The sequence below is a fragment of the Arthrobacter sp. S39 genome, from assembly GCF_004320525.1.
Taxonomy (GTDB): Bacteria; Actinomycetota; Actinomycetes; order Actinomycetales; family Micrococcaceae; genus Arthrobacter.
Genome location: NZ_SIHX01000003.1, coordinates 487,865 through 502,336, shown reverse-complemented (window position 1 = coordinate 502,336; position 14,472 = coordinate 487,865). Strand labels below are relative to the sequence as shown.

18 protein-coding genes are annotated in these 14,472 nt (G+C 65.5%); 6 read left to right on the top strand and 12 right to left on the bottom strand.

Annotated elements, in window-relative coordinates; translation table 11 throughout:
- Window positions 1-66 precede the first annotated feature (66 nt).
- From EYS21_RS08735 to EYS21_RS08715, 6 genes are read right to left on the bottom strand one after another with little or no spacing between them, the layout of a single operon-like run.
- Window positions 67-480 carry a type II toxin-antitoxin system VapC family toxin gene (locus EYS21_RS08735; RefSeq protein WP_131132796.1) on the bottom strand — a complete coding sequence of 138 codons (414 nt, stop codon included), beginning with the start codon at window positions 478-480 and terminating at the stop codon, window positions 67-69.
- The gene (locus EYS21_RS08730) at window positions 477-740 is read right to left on the bottom strand and encodes a type II toxin-antitoxin system prevent-host-death family antitoxin (RefSeq protein ID WP_131132795.1); all 264 of its coding nucleotides are present in this window, start codon (window positions 738-740) and stop codon (window positions 477-479) included. The genes EYS21_RS08735 and EYS21_RS08730 overlap by 4 nt, the downstream gene beginning before the upstream one ends.
- A gap of 49 nt (window positions 741-789) precedes the next feature.
- Complete coding sequence (locus EYS21_RS08725; RefSeq protein WP_131132794.1) at window positions 790-1,557, bottom strand: alpha/beta hydrolase; 768 nt, start codon at window positions 1,555-1,557, stop codon at window positions 790-792.
- Between the two features lie 51 nt (window positions 1,558-1,608).
- Window positions 1,609-2,211: a methyltransferase domain-containing protein gene (locus EYS21_RS08720; protein ID WP_165478285.1), complete on the bottom strand. Its 603-nt coding sequence runs from the start codon at window positions 2,209-2,211 to the stop codon at window positions 1,609-1,611.
- Window positions 2,208-2,618 carry a hypothetical protein gene (locus EYS21_RS23370; protein WP_165478284.1) on the bottom strand — a complete coding sequence of 137 codons (411 nt, stop codon included), beginning with the start codon at window positions 2,616-2,618 and terminating at the stop codon, window positions 2,208-2,210. Before EYS21_RS23370 ends, EYS21_RS08720 begins: the two co-directional genes overlap by 4 nt.
- Window positions 2,615-3,430 (bottom strand): alpha/beta hydrolase, encoded by an 816-nt coding sequence (locus EYS21_RS08715; protein WP_242633340.1) that lies wholly within the window; start codon window positions 3,428-3,430, stop codon window positions 2,615-2,617. Before EYS21_RS08715 ends, EYS21_RS23370 begins: the two co-directional genes overlap by 4 nt.
- A gap of 111 nt (window positions 3,431-3,541) precedes the next feature.
- Between EYS21_RS08715 and EYS21_RS08710 the strand changes: the two genes are divergently transcribed.
- A complete protein-coding gene (locus EYS21_RS08710; protein WP_242633339.1) occupies window positions 3,542-4,036 on the top strand; it encodes a MarR family winged helix-turn-helix transcriptional regulator in 495 nt (164 codons plus the stop codon).
- 32 nt (window positions 4,037-4,068) lie between these two features.
- Here the strand turns inward: EYS21_RS08710 and EYS21_RS08705 are convergent, their stop codons facing one another.
- The gene (locus EYS21_RS08705) at window positions 4,069-4,455 is read right to left on the bottom strand and encodes a TfoX/Sxy family protein (RefSeq protein WP_131132791.1); all 387 of its coding nucleotides are present in this window, start codon (window positions 4,453-4,455) and stop codon (window positions 4,069-4,071) included.
- A gap of 329 nt (window positions 4,456-4,784) precedes the next feature.
- Here EYS21_RS08705 and EYS21_RS08700 point away from each other — a divergent pair, with 329 nt between their 5' ends.
- The gene (locus EYS21_RS08700) at window positions 4,785-4,988 is read left to right on the top strand and encodes a cold-shock protein (protein ID WP_066274236.1); all 204 of its coding nucleotides are present in this window, start codon (window positions 4,785-4,787) and stop codon (window positions 4,986-4,988) included.
- 166 nt (window positions 4,989-5,154) lie between these two features.
- Window positions 5,155-5,736 (top strand): dihydrofolate reductase family protein, encoded by a 582-nt coding sequence (locus EYS21_RS08695; protein ID WP_131132790.1) that lies wholly within the window; start codon window positions 5,155-5,157, stop codon window positions 5,734-5,736.
- A gap of 34 nt (window positions 5,737-5,770) precedes the next feature.
- On the opposite strand, the gene EYS21_RS08690 is transcribed toward EYS21_RS08695, so the two are convergent.
- Entirely contained in the window at window positions 5,771-6,250 is a 480-nt protein-coding gene (locus tag EYS21_RS08690) for a hypothetical protein (RefSeq protein ID WP_165478283.1), read from the bottom strand.
- 40 nt (window positions 6,251-6,290) lie between these two features.
- Between EYS21_RS08690 and EYS21_RS08685 the strand changes: the two genes are divergently transcribed.
- Window positions 6,291-7,556: a plasmid pRiA4b ORF-3 family protein gene (locus EYS21_RS08685; RefSeq protein ID WP_165478282.1), complete on the top strand. Its 1,266-nt coding sequence runs from the start codon at window positions 6,291-6,293 to the stop codon at window positions 7,554-7,556.
- A 26-nt stretch (window positions 7,557-7,582) separates the two neighbouring features.
- Here the strand turns inward: EYS21_RS08685 and ctaD are convergent, their stop codons facing one another.
- Both ctaD and EYS21_RS08675 read right to left on the bottom strand, forming a co-directional pair.
- Window positions 7,583-9,337: a cytochrome c oxidase subunit I gene (gene ctaD, locus EYS21_RS08680; protein ID WP_131132886.1), complete on the bottom strand. Its 1,755-nt coding sequence runs from the start codon at window positions 9,335-9,337 to the stop codon at window positions 7,583-7,585.
- A gap of 95 nt (window positions 9,338-9,432) precedes the next feature.
- On the bottom strand, window positions 9,433-10,167 hold the full coding sequence (locus EYS21_RS08675; RefSeq protein ID WP_131132787.1) for an FCD domain-containing protein: 735 nt from the start codon (window positions 10,165-10,167) through the stop codon (window positions 9,433-9,435).
- 190 nt (window positions 10,168-10,357) lie between these two features.
- Between EYS21_RS08675 and EYS21_RS08670 the strand changes: the two genes are divergently transcribed.
- On the top strand, window positions 10,358-10,903 hold the full coding sequence (locus EYS21_RS08670) for a gluconokinase (RefSeq protein ID WP_131132786.1): 546 nt from the start codon (window positions 10,358-10,360) through the stop codon (window positions 10,901-10,903).
- Between the two features lie 57 nt (window positions 10,904-10,960).
- A complete protein-coding gene (locus tag EYS21_RS08665; RefSeq protein WP_131132785.1) occupies window positions 10,961-12,364 on the top strand; it encodes a GntP family permease in 1,404 nt (467 codons plus the stop codon).
- 101 nt (window positions 12,365-12,465) lie between these two features.
- Here EYS21_RS08665 and EYS21_RS08660 read toward each other — a convergent pair whose 3' ends face one another.
- Both EYS21_RS08660 and EYS21_RS08655 read right to left on the bottom strand, forming a co-directional pair.
- Window positions 12,466-13,119 (bottom strand): response regulator transcription factor, encoded by a 654-nt coding sequence (locus EYS21_RS08660; RefSeq protein WP_131132784.1) that lies wholly within the window; start codon window positions 13,117-13,119, stop codon window positions 12,466-12,468.
- Window positions 13,116-14,456 (bottom strand): sensor histidine kinase, encoded by a 1,341-nt coding sequence (locus EYS21_RS08655; protein ID WP_131132783.1) that lies wholly within the window; start codon window positions 14,454-14,456, stop codon window positions 13,116-13,118. The genes EYS21_RS08660 and EYS21_RS08655 overlap by 4 nt, the downstream gene beginning before the upstream one ends.
- Between the last annotated feature and the right edge of the window lie 16 nt (window positions 14,457-14,472).

The window sequence follows — 14,472 nt, the reverse complement described above, 5'->3', positions numbered from 1 at the left end:
TAGAGCTCGGCGCTGCCATTGTCTCCGGCAGGGGATTCACAGCTCAGCGGCCGGGTTTCGACGGGCTCAACCAACCCGAGACCCCGTCTGCTTACCTGGCGAGAGGACGTTCAGGCCCGCATCAACAGCGGCCGCCAGGAGTTCCGCGTCGTAGGCCACGAGAACGTCCGCCTGCAGGCGGATTGCAGCGGCCAAGTGAATGGCGTCGGCGCTGCGCAACCTGCCAGGCAGGGCCGCTGCGTACATAAGGTCCGAACGTGCAAGGTCAACCAAGTTGATGCCGCCGAGGGCGGCATTGACCAGTTCGCCGGGAATGGCACGACGGTGAGCCGCGCAGTGAAGCTCGGTGCAGAGGAGCATCGAGGCGACCAGGCTGTGGTTCCGGGATACGGCTGTTGAGAGGTACTCGGCAAGGGCTGATGATTCCCGCTCCTCCGCCACGAGTTTGAGAACGGCCGACGTGTCCGCATAGATGATCAACGGTCCCCGCGAAGGTCGTCCAGGATCTCCTCTGTGCTGGATTCCAACGTGACCCGCGGCAGGGTGCTGAAGTCTACGGGGCCAGTCGCCGCGCGGACCTGGCCTGCCAGCAGCAAACGTTCAAATGGAGAAGCGGACGGCGGGATAAGCGTGGCGGCGATTTCGCCGTTGTTGGTGACATCGATCGTCTCGCCGTTTTTCACGCGCTCAAGGATTCTGCTGCTCTCGTTGCGCAGTTCACGGTGCGGAATAGTTGTCATGATTGCCTCCGTAGCAATCGTAGCAACTTCGGGGACCTGGGCGTAAGTGTCAGCCCTTGCCTTCCGCCTGATCCCAGTGCCGCCGGAGCAGCCCGGCCAGCCGCTGCGGTTCGATCCGGTGCGGCGGGTCGAAGTGGTGGCGCCTGGGGAAGACCTCCAGATGGAAGTCCGGGAAGAACACCCGTGCCAGCCGGGTGGCAATCTCGCCGTAGTCATCCGGGTTGCTCAGGCCACCCAGGGCGAAGAACACGGGCGGGCGAAAGGCGGCCAGACGCGCCCTGTCCAGGTCGTAGCTTTTGAAGGTCCGCAGGAAGGCCTTGATGCCGGCAGGCCGCTTGGCCATCCACGGCGGCGGGGGACCGGGCTGCTGTGGCGGCAGGACGACGTCGGGCTTCACTCCCAGCCTCATGAAGGCGGGCAGGAACTGCTCCGGTGGCAGTGCTTCCAGCTGCTCGTACTGCTTCCAGAGCGCCGCGTGGGCAGGGCTCCAGTCCCAGTTGCCCGCCCAGGCGGGCTCGAGCAGCGCCAGGCTGAGCAGCCTGTCAGGGTGCTTGGCGGCGAACGCCAGCGCGGCCGCGCCGCCGCCGGAGTACCCGACGAGGTGGAAGGTCTCCCACCCGAGGGCATCTGCCTCCCGCAGCACGCCGTCGACTTCCGTGTCAAGGCTCCAATCCGCCGGAGGCTCGTCCCTGGCGTAGAGCTCGAGATCCTTGGCGAGCGCCTGCACGTCCAGTCCCAGGGCTTTAATCAGCTCGTCGTAGGCGGGTTGCGCCGGGAGCACGCTCCCGGGAAGCAGGATGACCCGAATAGATTCCATGGCAGGATGCTACGCCGTGCGACGGGGCTTAGACAGACGTGGTCGGACGAGCTACCGGCGCGTCATCAGGTAAGCCGCCCAGCCCCGCGGCCATCCCGCCAACCCGGACTCGCCGGCGATCTTCTCCACGTCGAACGTCGGGGAGAAAGTGTCCTGGATGTAGCCCGGTGAAAGGGTCAGGTTTCCGAAGGGAACAAGCTTCCACACCAGCTTCTCCCATGAACGGGCTTCCCATTCGAAGTTCCACATCAGAAACTTTGCGCCTGGCCCGGCGAGCGGGATCACGTGCTGAAGGTACGCGTTGCGCTGGCGTTCGGTGAGATCGTCGAAGGTTCCGTAGTCGACCAGAACGTCGAATGGACCGTGAAGCTGGCTCGGGTTGGTCAGGTCGTCAACGACGAAATTGACTGCTGCGCCGGCCTTTTGCGCCTTCGCCTTGGCTTTGGCAATTGCGGCCGGCGCGAAGTCCACGGCCGTTACGTCGAACCCGTGCTGTGCCATGAAGATGGCGTTGTCGCCCTCGCCGCAGCCCAGGTCAACCGCCCGGCCCGGGGCCAGCCGCCCCTCGTCCACCAGACGGACCAGCTCGTGGCGGGCGCTGCCTGCCCACGGCGGAGTTCCGTACTTGTACCAGGCGTTGTAGACGGCTTTCATGATGCACCACGTGAGGTGTGCGGCTGACGGGTCCGATGATGCATGCGGAGCCATCCCGCCGTGCTGAGCACCAGCGGCACCTGGGCCAGCGCGTAGAGGCCGTGGAACAGGTAATGGCTGGCCGTTTGCTCCGGCGAGAACGGAAGGAACGGCAAGGGCAGGACGCTGAGTACGCCACCGCCCACGAAATTCAGCAGGCCCCAGCACAGCAAGGCCACCGTCGCCTGGTACCGGGCCGACGTAATCCATGCGGACACCAGCAGGGCAGTGACCAGGAGCGGGATACTCGATTCAGGGCTGAAAAAGCTCTGCCCGGGCAAATCGGCGAGGTTGTGGACGAACAGTCCTGCCCAACCAATCAGTGCCCCGACTGGGATGCCCAGTTCCCGGGCCTGTGGGATGCTCATGCCGCTGCCTGCCGGTGACGGGTGTCTGACCAGAAGTCCAGGACGTGCTGGGTGACTTCGCGAGGTGCTACCAGGAGCGGGGCCACGTGGCCGGCGCCTGTTACCCGCGCAAACCGCCCGTCCGGAACGCTGCGTGCTGCACGTTCGGCCTTCCCCGGATCGTTCATGGAATCGTCCCGGCCCACCAGCGTCAGGGTGGGCACCTGGAGGAGAGGCAGGACCGGCCGGAGATCGGGGCGGTGCAGCATGATCGACTGCATTGCCCAGTACTTGCCGTGTTTGTCGCCCCGGCGGAACGCATCGCCCACCGCCGCAGCAGCCGCAGGTGATGTTTTCGCCGCACCGCGACCCGCCAGCGCTTCGACTATCGCCCCGCTGAACAGTGCCGGACCCAGGACCCGGTACAGGTAGACGAGCGGGACCGTCTGCAGGCGTTCAGCACGGGTCAACGGGTATGGGGGCGTGCCGATAGTGGTCAGTGTCCGGCAGCGTGAGGGGAACATGTGCGCAAAGACGATGCCCACATGCCCGCCCCAGGCGTTGCCCACCCAGTCCACCGGGGCAGAAACATCCAGCGCATCCAGGACCTGGGCGGCTGCGGTGGCGCAGTCCTCAAGGGAATAGCGCCGGCGGGGACCCGGACTGTCGCCGTGTCCGGGCCCGTCCACCAGGAAGAGTTCACGGTGCCGTCCCAGTTCCTCCACGACGCCGTCGAAGGTTTGGGAATCAACAAACAGGCTGTGCCATAGGAATGCAGGCGCGCCCGTGCCGGTGCGGCGGACCATCAGGGGACCAAGCGTTGTGCCAATCATGGTCGACAAAGTTTCAGAAGACATTTCCGGCCTCCAAAGAGCCTGCACTTCAAACCAGTCTTGAATGGAATTTACTTCGGTTTCCGAAGCTTATGGAATAGAGTTTCCTCCATGTCCATGCCGCCGTCAAGCGATTCCAAGCCTGATTCCGAGCGCCCGAGGCTTCCCGTGGGCCAGCTGCTGGTACGCCTGCTGGCTGAGTTCCGCCGGGAGCTCCTCGACGAGGCGGAATCCCGCGGCTACGGCGATATCCGGCTGGCCCATCTGCAGATCACGGGCAATATCGGCACCAAGGGAATCCGCCTGACGGTCTTGGCCGAGCGGGCGCAGCTCAGCCTTGCGGCCACATCCGAACTGGTCAACGAGCTGCAGGCGCTGGGATACCTGGAACGCAGGCCCGACCCCACCGACGCCCGGGCTAAACTTATTTTCCCGTCGGCCCGGGGGTTGCAGATGCTGCGCGAGGCATCGGCGAAAGTACGGGAGTTGGAACAGCTTTGGGGCTCATTCGCGGGGGAGCAGCGCTTCGAAGCAGCCCTGCAGACCCTCCAGGACGTGCTGGATGCCACCCGCAGGCCGGATAAGCAGGGCCCCGGGCCCGCCTGAGCCGTCCGGGGGATTCATCGCGGCACGGCAGGCTACTTCTTGGCGGCCTTGGGCTTGCGTTCCTTTGGTTCCTTGGGCGGCAGGGTTGCGACGTGGTCCAGCGCCTTCTCCACCCAGGCACGGACCCGGGCGTGGTCGCCGTCGCCCTCTGCGTTCCACACCTCCGGCAATCCGGCGTAGCCGGCCATCGGCCGCTCGGCCGGCCCGAACGGCACAGTCCGCTCGGTGCTTTCGAGCTCCACCCGGGCCTCGTCGTCGAGCTTCACGCCGATGACGGGGCCGAACAGGCCGGCGAACATGTTGCCGTTGACGAACGCGCCGAGGTTGCCGAACATCGGCTTCACCACCACGTCCGGACGGTCCGGGACCACCGAGCGGAAGCGTTCCTTGTCGGCGTCGGACGCCTTGGGCATCTCCATGGTTCTCTCCCGGGGGGTAGGGGGCGGGCTGGATCTGTTGGCAGGATATGCCCGCTCCGCCGCCGCGTACAGGGCAGGGCAAGGAAGGCCCGACGGCGGCGTGCGGCTGGGCTGCCGGCTGCCTGGTCAGCGCGCCGCATCGGGTTGTGGTAAATGCTGTCCGGAAACTCCTGTACAGTTGATTTTGTTGTTGTGTTTATGCAGTTGGTAGTTCAGGCAGTACGCGCGGTCGAAAGTCCGCGTTCTTCTGAAGTAGCGGTTTTGAACACCCCACACCGGAGGACCCGAAAGTCGGGACTTTTCCTCCACCTTCACGAAGGACAAAAATAATGGCTACTGGTACCGTCAAATGGTTTAACGCTGAAAAGGGCTTCGGCTTCATTTCCCCCGATGACTCCTCACAGGACGTTTTCGCACACTACTCTGCGATCGCTTCCTCCGGCTTCCGCTCACTCGAAGAGAACCAGAAGGTCTCCTTCGAAACCGAGCAGGGCCCCAAGGGTCCCCAGGCCGTAAACATCCAGTCCCTCTAATTCCTTAGAGAAACTGGGGCCTTAGGGTTTCATATTTTCAAAGCAGGGCCGGTCATTTGACCGGCCCTGCTTTTGTTAACACCGGGTGTGCTTTTTGCGTGGACGCTATGGGGCTCTTCACAATGCAAACTAATATTGGGGGCACCCCCAAGCAGAGGAGCGCCCCGTGGGCAAAGTAGTCATGTACGCCTCGGTGTCAGTAGACGGCTTCATCGCGGACGAGGACGACCAGCCCGGACCGCTGTTCGACTGGTTGCTCAGCGGTGACGTCCCGTTGGACGAGAGCGGCGTGCTGAAGGTGTCACAAGCGTCCTACGACTACACCCGGGAGTACTGGGACCAGATCGGGGCGACAATCGCCGGCCGCCACGTCTTCGACATGACGGACGGCTGGGACGGGAAGCCTCCGGGCGGGGTCGACCACGTGGTCGTCGTGACGCACCGGCCAGAGCCCGAGGGCTGGGACCCCGAGGCGCCGTTTCACTTCGTCGACGGCGTCGAAGCGGCCGTGGCCAAGGCGCAGGAGCTCGCTGGTGACCGCATAGTCGAGGTCGCCGCCGGCGACGTCGGTGGCCAGGCGCTTGCCGCGGGCCTGGTCGACGAGGTGCGAATGGACGTCGTACCCGTCGTGTTGGGGTCCGGCAAGCGCTACTTCGAGTCCGTCCACGCGCAGCACCTGCTGGAGGATCCTGACGTGGTGATCCAAGGCGACCGGGTGCTTCACCTGCGCTATCGGGTGCGCCGCTGACCGATCTGGGCGGCGGGAACCGACGTCGACCGCCTTAGGGCACGGAAAGCTGTATTGGCGGGGTGGTGACTGGCCCGCCGCACTGTGCCGTTCCGCCCACCATGGTCCAGACAAGGTCATGTTCCTGTTCGGCCAACACGGTGCCTTCCGAGGCAAGGGCCTTCACGGCCACCTTTGCGGGGTCGCCAAAAGCCACGTTGAAAACCCAGGTGTCCTGGTCATACCGGTGGCCGTAGAACGGTGGATGGCTCGCCGTCGGTTGCGGCTCAGGGGAGAACTCCGTGACCACCGACTTCAGCGGGGCCGGCGAAGCGGCCGTAGGCTCCGGCTGGGAGCACCCGCTCTCATTGCACACGCTGACGTCGCTGACCGCGGCTACATTCCCTTCGATGTTCACCGTCAGGGTCCTGATGTAGCCGATGGCCGGGCAGGCATTGATTGTGCAGCCCGCAGAGGGCATGACCACGATGGCCAACGCCGCGAACACGCCCACGATCCCCCAACCTGATTTCATGGTGCGAGTCTACGCCGCAGGGCCTGGCAAAATGGCCAGCATGCAATCAGCCGCTACCGTCCCTTCCTTTGACCTCCGGATCAGCATCGAGGACACCGAACCGCTGATCTGGCGCAGGCTCAAAGTGCCCGTATCGCTGACCGTTGCGGAGTTCCACCTCGCCATCCAGGCCGCCTTCGGCTGGGAAAACCGGCACCTTTACGGCGTCCGTTGTGAGGATCCCGCCGGGAAGGCGCGCGTGATCATTGGTCCCGGCGACGGGATGGAGGATCTGGACGCAGAGCCGGCCTCCGGCGTCGTGCTTTCCGACCTGCTTGACGCCGAAGCGCCCACGTCCGCGCTTGAGTACGACTACGACTTCGGCGACGACTGGACACACCAAGTGCAGTTGCTCGGTTCGGCGGAGCTGCCGGCCGGCGAACTCGTTTGCGTCGACGGCGCCAACCGCGGACCGGTGGAGGATTCCGGCGGGCCGCACGGCTACCGCCGGCTCGTGGAGATCCTCGGTGACCGGACACATCCGGAACACCAGGACGCCGCCCACTGGACCTATACAGTCACCGGTGAGTTAAGGGCCTCCTTTGATCCCACTTCCTTCGACCTCGCCGCCGCCAACCGGAAGCTGCGGCTGCTCAGCCTCCAATGGTGGCCACAGCCCGTCACCGACGACGAGCGCGACGCAGTGCTCCGGCCGGTCCGCTGGCTCCTCGAACACGCCACCGGCGACGGGATTGAGCTGACGAAGGACAGTTACCTGAAGCCTGCCATGGTCCGGCGCGCCCTGGAGGAACTCGGCTGGAGTGACGCCGTCATGGGCAAGGGGAACCGTGAGGCAAACGTGCTGCCCGTCCGGGAGCTCCGGGAGCACCTCCTGGCGTGGAAGCTGCTCCGGAAGTTGAAGGGCCGGCTGGTGCTCACTCCCCGCGGGAGGCGCTGCCGCGAACGGCCCGCTGATCTGTGGGACTACATGCTGGACGCGGTGGGCCGGCCGGAGCACGAGGCCGTCCGGCTGGTGACGCGCCTGTACGCGGAGTGGCACGTCAGCGGCATCGCACCGCCGTGGAACCGCCGAACGGAAGCGATCAAAGGCGCACTGGAGAGCGCGGGCTTTGTGACCCGGTCTGGCCACCCCATCCCCGACGACTGGGTCACCGACATCAACCGGACTGTTATCTGGAAACTGGGGTGCCTGCACCTGATGGAGCCGAAGAAGGGGTACTTCGACCAGGTGATGCTGACCGACGGCGGCGCGAAGTTCCTGCTGGAGGTCCTGGAGGCTGACCGCGAGTTTTCAGGCGCAAAGTAACTGGGGTTTCGACGGGCTCAACCACGTTACTCGTCCGGATCTGGATTCCTGACGTCCTTTTCGCCGATGTCGGCGGCGCCCAGGGCCGCTGCCGCAGGGCTGTGGGTTGTATCGTGTTCGCGGACGCGGAGCTCGGGGTGGTGCAGGTCCAGGGCCGGACGCTCCGAACGGATCCGCGGCAACGACGTGAAGTTGTGCCGCGGCGGCGGGCAGGACGTGGCCCATTCGAGCGAGGCGCCAAAGCCCCACGGATCGTCGACCGTGACCTTCTCACCGGGCCGCGACGTGATGTAGACGTTCCAGAAGAACGGGATCATTGAGGCGCCCAGAAGGTAGGAGCCGACGCTGGAGAACTGGTTCATCCAGGCGAAGTTGTCCTCCACGAGGTAGTCGGCGTAGCGGCGGGGCATGCCCATGACGCCCAGCCAGTGCTGGATCAGGAACGTCCCGTGGAAGCCGAGGAACAGCATCCAGAAGTGGATCTTCCCGAGCCGTTCGTTGAGCATCTTGCCGGTCCACTTGGGCCACCAGAAGTAGAAGCCGGCGAACATCGCGAAGACCACGGTGCCGAACACCACGTAGTGGAAGTGCGCCACCACGAAGTAGGAGTCGGAGACGTGGAAGTCCAGCGGCGGCGACGCCAGGATGATGCCGGTCAGGCCGCCGAAGAGGAACGTGACCAGGAAGCCCAGGCTCCACAGCATCGGCGTCTCAAAGGTCAGGGAACCGCGCCACAGCGTCCCGATCCAGTTGAAGAACTTCACCCCTGTGGGAACGGCGATCAGCATGGTCATGAATGCGAAGAACGGCAGCAGCACCGAACCGGTGACGTACATGTGGTGCGCCCACACCGTCACGGACAGGGCTGCGATGGCGATGGTGGCGTAGACCAGGCCCTTGTAGCCGAAGATCGGTTTGCGGCTGAAGACCGGGAAGATCTCCGAGACGATCCCGAAGAACGGCAGGGCAATGATGTAGACCTCGGGGTGGCCGAAGAACCAGAACAGGTGCTGCCAAAGGACCGCACCGCCGTTTTCGGGGTCATAGATATGGGCGCCGAACTTGCGGTCTGCACCGAGGGCGAACAATGCCGCGGCGAGCGGGGGGAAGGCCATGATCACGAGGATGGCCGTGACCAGGGTGTTCCAGGTGAAGATCGGCATCCGCCACATGGTCATGCCCGGGGCGCGCATGCAGATGATGGTGGTGATGAAGTTGACCGCGCCCAGGATGGTGCCGAAGCCTGACAGCGCCAGGCCAAAGACCCACAGATCACCGCCCACACCGGGCGTGAACGTGGTGTTGTTCAGCGGCGCATAGGCGAACCAGCCAAACGCTGCCGCGCCCTGCGGGGTGATGAAGCCCGAGACCGCGATGGTGGAACCGAAGAGGAAGAACCAGAAGGCAAGGGCGTTCAGCCGTGGGAAGGCGACGTCCGGAGCACCGATCTGCAAGGGCATGATCACGTTGGCGAAGCCGGCGAACAGCGGGGTGGCGAACATCAGCAGCATAATGGTGCCGTGCATGGTGAAGAGCTGGTTGTACTGCTCCTTGGTCTGCAGGATCTGCATGCCGGGTTCAAAGAGTTCGGCGCGGATCAGCAGGGCCATGATGCCGCCGATGATGAAGAACACAAACGACGCGATCAGGTACATGTAGCCGATGATCTTGTGGTCCGTGGAGGTGATCCATCTGACCACCATGCTGCCTTTGCGCTGCGGTACAACGGCAGGTGCGGCAGATGCCGCGGTCCCTGGACGTGAATGCCCGGTGATGGCCATTTTCCACCTCACAGATCCGCCTTGACGGCGCTGATGGGCCCGTTGCGTGAGCCCCTATTTGCAGGCTACTCCAGGAGCTCGGCGTGCGGGAAGAGTCAGTTCAGGCCCATCGCGTTCCGGACCTCGTCCAGGATGGAGTGCATCGCGGTCTCGGCCGTGACTGCATCCCCGCCGGCCACCGCGGCGGCAACGTCCTCGTGTGCCTGCAGCGCTTCGTTCCGCGGCTTGAACGGCATGAGGCCCTGCTGGGTGCGGCTGGTGAGCACCTCGGCCACCATGCCCTCCAGCGCCGTGAACATCTCGTTGCCGCAGCTGTGCAGCAGCAGGCGGTGGAACTCGATATCCGCCGCAAGGAAAGCTTCAAGCTCACCGGCCTCGCCCAGGCGGCGCAGGTCGGCCGCCAGGGAAAGCAGCTTGGCGCGCTCGGCGGCGCTGGCCCGGCGGGCAGCTCCTGCGGCGGCAATGGGTTCGACGGCGATGCGCAGCTCCGTGAGGCTGCTGTACTGCTCGGCGCGGTTGTCCGAGGCGAGCCGCCAGCGCACCAGTTTGGGGTCGTAGACGTTCCAGAGCGCACGCTCCTGGACCACGATGCCCACGCGCCGGCGCGAGTACACGAGGTTCATCGACTCCAGGACCTTCATGGTGTCCCGGGCGACGGTGCGGGAAATCCCGTATTCCTGCTGCAGCACGTCCAGCGTGAGCCGGCTTCCGGGCGGGAGGCTGCCGGACGCGATGGCAATGCCAACCGCCTCCAGAACGCGTTCGTGCATCGCGGGGGAGGCCCCGCCGTCGTCCGCGGTATCCGCGTTGCCCACTGTCGCCGTCGACATGTTTCCTGCCTCTCTATGCGCCGCAGCGCCCTCACAGGATATCGAAGATTAAGCCAAAGGTATGACTTGTGACACTCAAAGATAGTATCTGTGGTGCCAAATGGTGATACCTTATCTCCAGCGCACTTTCCAGCAAGTGTGCGGCGAGCTTCTTCCTTTAGCCAAAGACGTCTTCACCGGAGGTACAAACATGCAGAATCCAGCCACGCACCTGGTGGTGATGGGCGTTGCCGGGTCGGGCAAGTCCACCATCGCGGCCGCCCTGTCCCAGCAGCTTGGCTGGGCCTGCGCCGAGGCCGACGAGTTCCACCCGCAGTCCAACATCGACAAGATGACCCAGGGCATTCCCCTGCAGGACGAAGACCGCTGGCCTTGGCTGCAGGAGATCCAGGACTGGATGACCGCCCAGGCGGCGGCCGGCAAGAGCACTGTCCTCACCTGCTCCGCGCTCAAGCAGACCTACCGCCAGTTGCTCTCCGCAGCGCAGGGCCGGGTGCTTTTCATCCACCTCGACGGCGGCGCCGACCTGATCGGTGCGCGCATGCAGGGCCGTGAGGGCCACTTCATGCCGCCCACGCTGCTGCCCAGCCAGCTGGCCACCCTGGAACCGCTGACCGACGGAGAACTCGCCGCCGGCAGCCTGCGCCTGGACATCTCGCTCTCCCCGGAGGAGATCGTCGCCGCCGTGATCGCAGCGCTCAAACTGCCCACGGACCAGGCGCCCTCCAACGCCTGAGCGTTCGCTCAGATCCAACTCCCCATTCCCCAATAAATTCTGTTTCAAAGGAGAACCATGGTCATCGAAGGATGGACCCAAACCCTGGGCGCAGGCCCCCTGCTGCTCATCGCGGCGGCGGCGATCGTTGCGCTGCTGTTCCTGATCATCAAGCTGCGGATGCACGCGCTCGTCGCCCTGATCGTGATCAGCCTCGCCACCGCATTTGCCACCGGAATCCCCGCCAACCAGGTGGTGCCGGTACTGATCAACGGCTTCGGCACGACACTGGGCACCGTGGCGCTCCTCGTCGGCCTCGGTGCGATGCTCGGCCGCATCGTTGAAACGTCCGGCGGCGCCAAGGTCCTGGCCGACTACCTGATCGGCGTCTTCGGCGAGAAGCGCGCCCCGTTCGCCCTGGGCCTCGCCTCGCTGATCTTCGGCTTCCCCATCTTCTTCGACGCCGGCCTGGTGGTTATGCTGCCCGTCGTCTTCGCCGTCGCCCACCGCCTCGGCGGGGGAGTGCTGCGCTACGGACTCCCGGCCGCCGGCGCGTTCTCCGTCATGCACATCTTCCTGCCGCCGCACCCGGGCCCGGTCTCCGCGGCCGCGTTCTTCGACGCCAACATCGGCCTGGTCATGATCGCCGGCCTCATCACCGCCATCCCCACCTGGTACGTCACCGCCTACCTGTTCGGCCTGTGGACCGGCAAGAAGCTGGTCCTCCCCGTTCCGGAAATCCTGGGCCACGCCAGCGCCGAGGCCGAGTCCCACCCGCCGCGCTTCCGCACCATCATCGGCCTGCTGCTCCTGCCGCTCGTCCTGATCTTCCTCAACACCGGCCTGAACACCCTTGCCTCCTCCGGCGTGCTGTCCGATACGGTCAAGAAGGAACAGTGGTTCCAGATCCTCCGCACCATCGGTGAAACCCCGGTGGCCCTGCTGATCGCCGTCCTGGTGGCCGTGTTCGTCCTCGGTGCCCGCCGCGGCAAAGACGCCGGTGCCATCGAGAAGCTGCTCGAATCCTCGCTCGGCCCGGTCTGCTCGGTCATCCTGATCACCGGCGCCGGCGGCATGTTCGGCGGCGTCCTGCGCACCTCCGGCATCGGCGCCGCACTTGCCGACGTCCTCGGCAACCTGGGCATCCCGCTGATCCTTGCCGGCTTCCTGATCTCCGCCATCCTGCGCATCGCCCAGGGCTCCGCCACCGTGGCGCTGACCACCACCGCAGGCCTCATCGCCCCGGCCGTGGCACTGGCCGGACTGAACGGCATGCAGATTGCCGCGCTGGTCATCGCCGTGGCCGCCGGCTCCGTGGTGGTCTCGCACGTCAACGACTCCGGCTTCTGGCTGGTGGGCCGCTTCTTCGGCATGGACGTCAAGACCACCCTGAAGACCTGGACCGTCATGGAAACGCTGATCGGCGTCATGGGCTTCGCCATCGCGGCAGTGCTCTTCCTGCTCGCCGGGATTGCGGGCTAGCTTCCCCAACTAAGTAGCGCGAAGTGTCGTTTTGAACCCTCAAAACGACACTTCGCGCTACTTTCTTTTGGGGGAGGGGCGTCCCGCCGTCGTGCATTCAGCTACTGGCCGGGGGCCCGGATGATGCGCCGCTGGGTTGCCGCTGAGATGGCCGCGGTGCGGTTGTCCACGCCGAGTTTTCCGTAGATGTGCACCAGGTGGGTTTTGACGGTCGCCTCGGAGATGAAGGTCTTTTTGGCGATGGCCCGGTTGGACATTCCGGTGGCCAGCAGCTCGAGCAGCTGGATCTCCCGCGACGTGAGTGCAGGGGCAGGGTTCGCGATCCGGTTCATCAGCAGGGCCGCAATTTTTGGGGCCAGGGCGGTCTGGCCTGCGGCGGCCGCCAGCACGGCCTGCCGGATCTGTTCGGGCGGCGCGTCCTTGAGCATGTAACCGCTGGCGCCTGCCTCCACCGCGGCCAGGATGTCCGCATCCGTGTCATAAGTGGTCAGGATCAGGACCGGCGGTGCCGCTTCCAGCAGCCTGATCTGCGCCGTCGCGGTGACCCCGTCCATGCCGGCACCCATTTGCAGGTCCATCAGCACGACGTCGACCGGGTCACCCAGGGTCTGCAGCCGTTTCAATTCCCTGAGTGCGGCGTCGCCGTCGGCCGCTTCTGCCGCCACCGAGATACCCTCGAAGTCGCTGAGCATGGCCCGCAGCCCGGCCCTGACCACAGGATGGTCATCGACCAGCAGAATGCGGATCTGGTTCACTCTCCGTCCCTCCCAGGCGCGTCGTCCAGGGGCAGGCGTATCGCCACCACAGTCCCCTCGCCCGGTGCCGATTCGAGTTCGAGGGAGCCTTTAAGCGCGGTCACCCGTTCCCGCAATGACGGGATCCCGAAGCCGCTCCCGTCTGCACGCCCGCCCATCTGCGCGGCCATCCCCGCGGGGTCGAAGCCGGCACCGTCGTCGTAAATGTCCAGGGTGACTTCGCTGCCCAGAAATGCGAGGGTCACGACGGCGTTGCCCGCCCTGGCGTGCTCCCTGACGTTGGCGAGGCTCGCCTGGGCGGCCCGGAGCAGGGTCACTTTGTACGGTTGCGGCAGTTCAAGGGGGTCGCCGTCGAATTCAAACCGGCACCGCAACCCCTGGCCCCCGGCCGCGGCGCTGCTCTCAGTGCTCTCACAGAGCCGGCGCAGGCTTTCCACCAGGGATGACTCGTGCAGTTGGGGGGAGGAGAGACCGCGGACAAAGTTCCGGGCTTCGGCCAGGTTCTCCGACGCCGTCTGCTGCACCAGTGCGAAGCGCGCGGCAGCGGTGGCGGTGTCGCCGTCGGCCAGCGACTTTTCCGCCGCCCGCGCCACCAGCACGATGCTGGACAGTCCTTGGGCGAGGGTGTCATGGATTTCCCGGGCCAGCCGCTCGCGCTCAGCCAGCACCCCGGCGTCGTGCTGTGATGCTGCCAGCTCCGCACGCGTCCGGCGGAGTTCATCCGCTGCCCGGCGCTGGTTCTCCGCTTCGCGGTAGAGCGCGCGGTAGGCCAGCCCGGTCACCACGGAGAACGCCGCACCGAACATAGGGCCCAAAACGACTGCGAGATGCGGGACGGACAGTCCGCTGACAGCCCACTGGGCAGCAATCACCGCTGCCGTCATCAGCGCGATGGTCAGCAGCGCAATCCGCCGCGGGAACAGGTGCAGGTGCAGGAAGAAGAGGGGGAAGGCCAGCCAGGCGAAGTCAGCGCTCGCGGCCAGCAGGACCGCCCACAAGGCGGTGACCACTCCCAGCCACAGGACGCCGTAGCGGCGTGGATCGAAGCCCGTGCCGTTTGTGGCGAAGCGCTTTTCCAGCATGGTGCCGGCCAGGTAAACCCCGGCCAGGACAAACGCGGTCCCGGCCCAGACGGGCAACAGAGGGTCCCCGCCGCCGGATACCAGCAGCCTCAGGACGGCCACGCCCAGCAGGGCGGCGAAGCCCACGTGCAGCGTCACTCTCAGCGCGTGCAGGATCGCAACGGACGGCGCCGCGTCGAGGCCGCTGAGCAGTGCATCGTCCGGTCCTCCGGGACCAGTCCCGTCCAGGGGCGGCAGGGATTCTGTGGCGGGCATTTGACCAGCTTAGGCG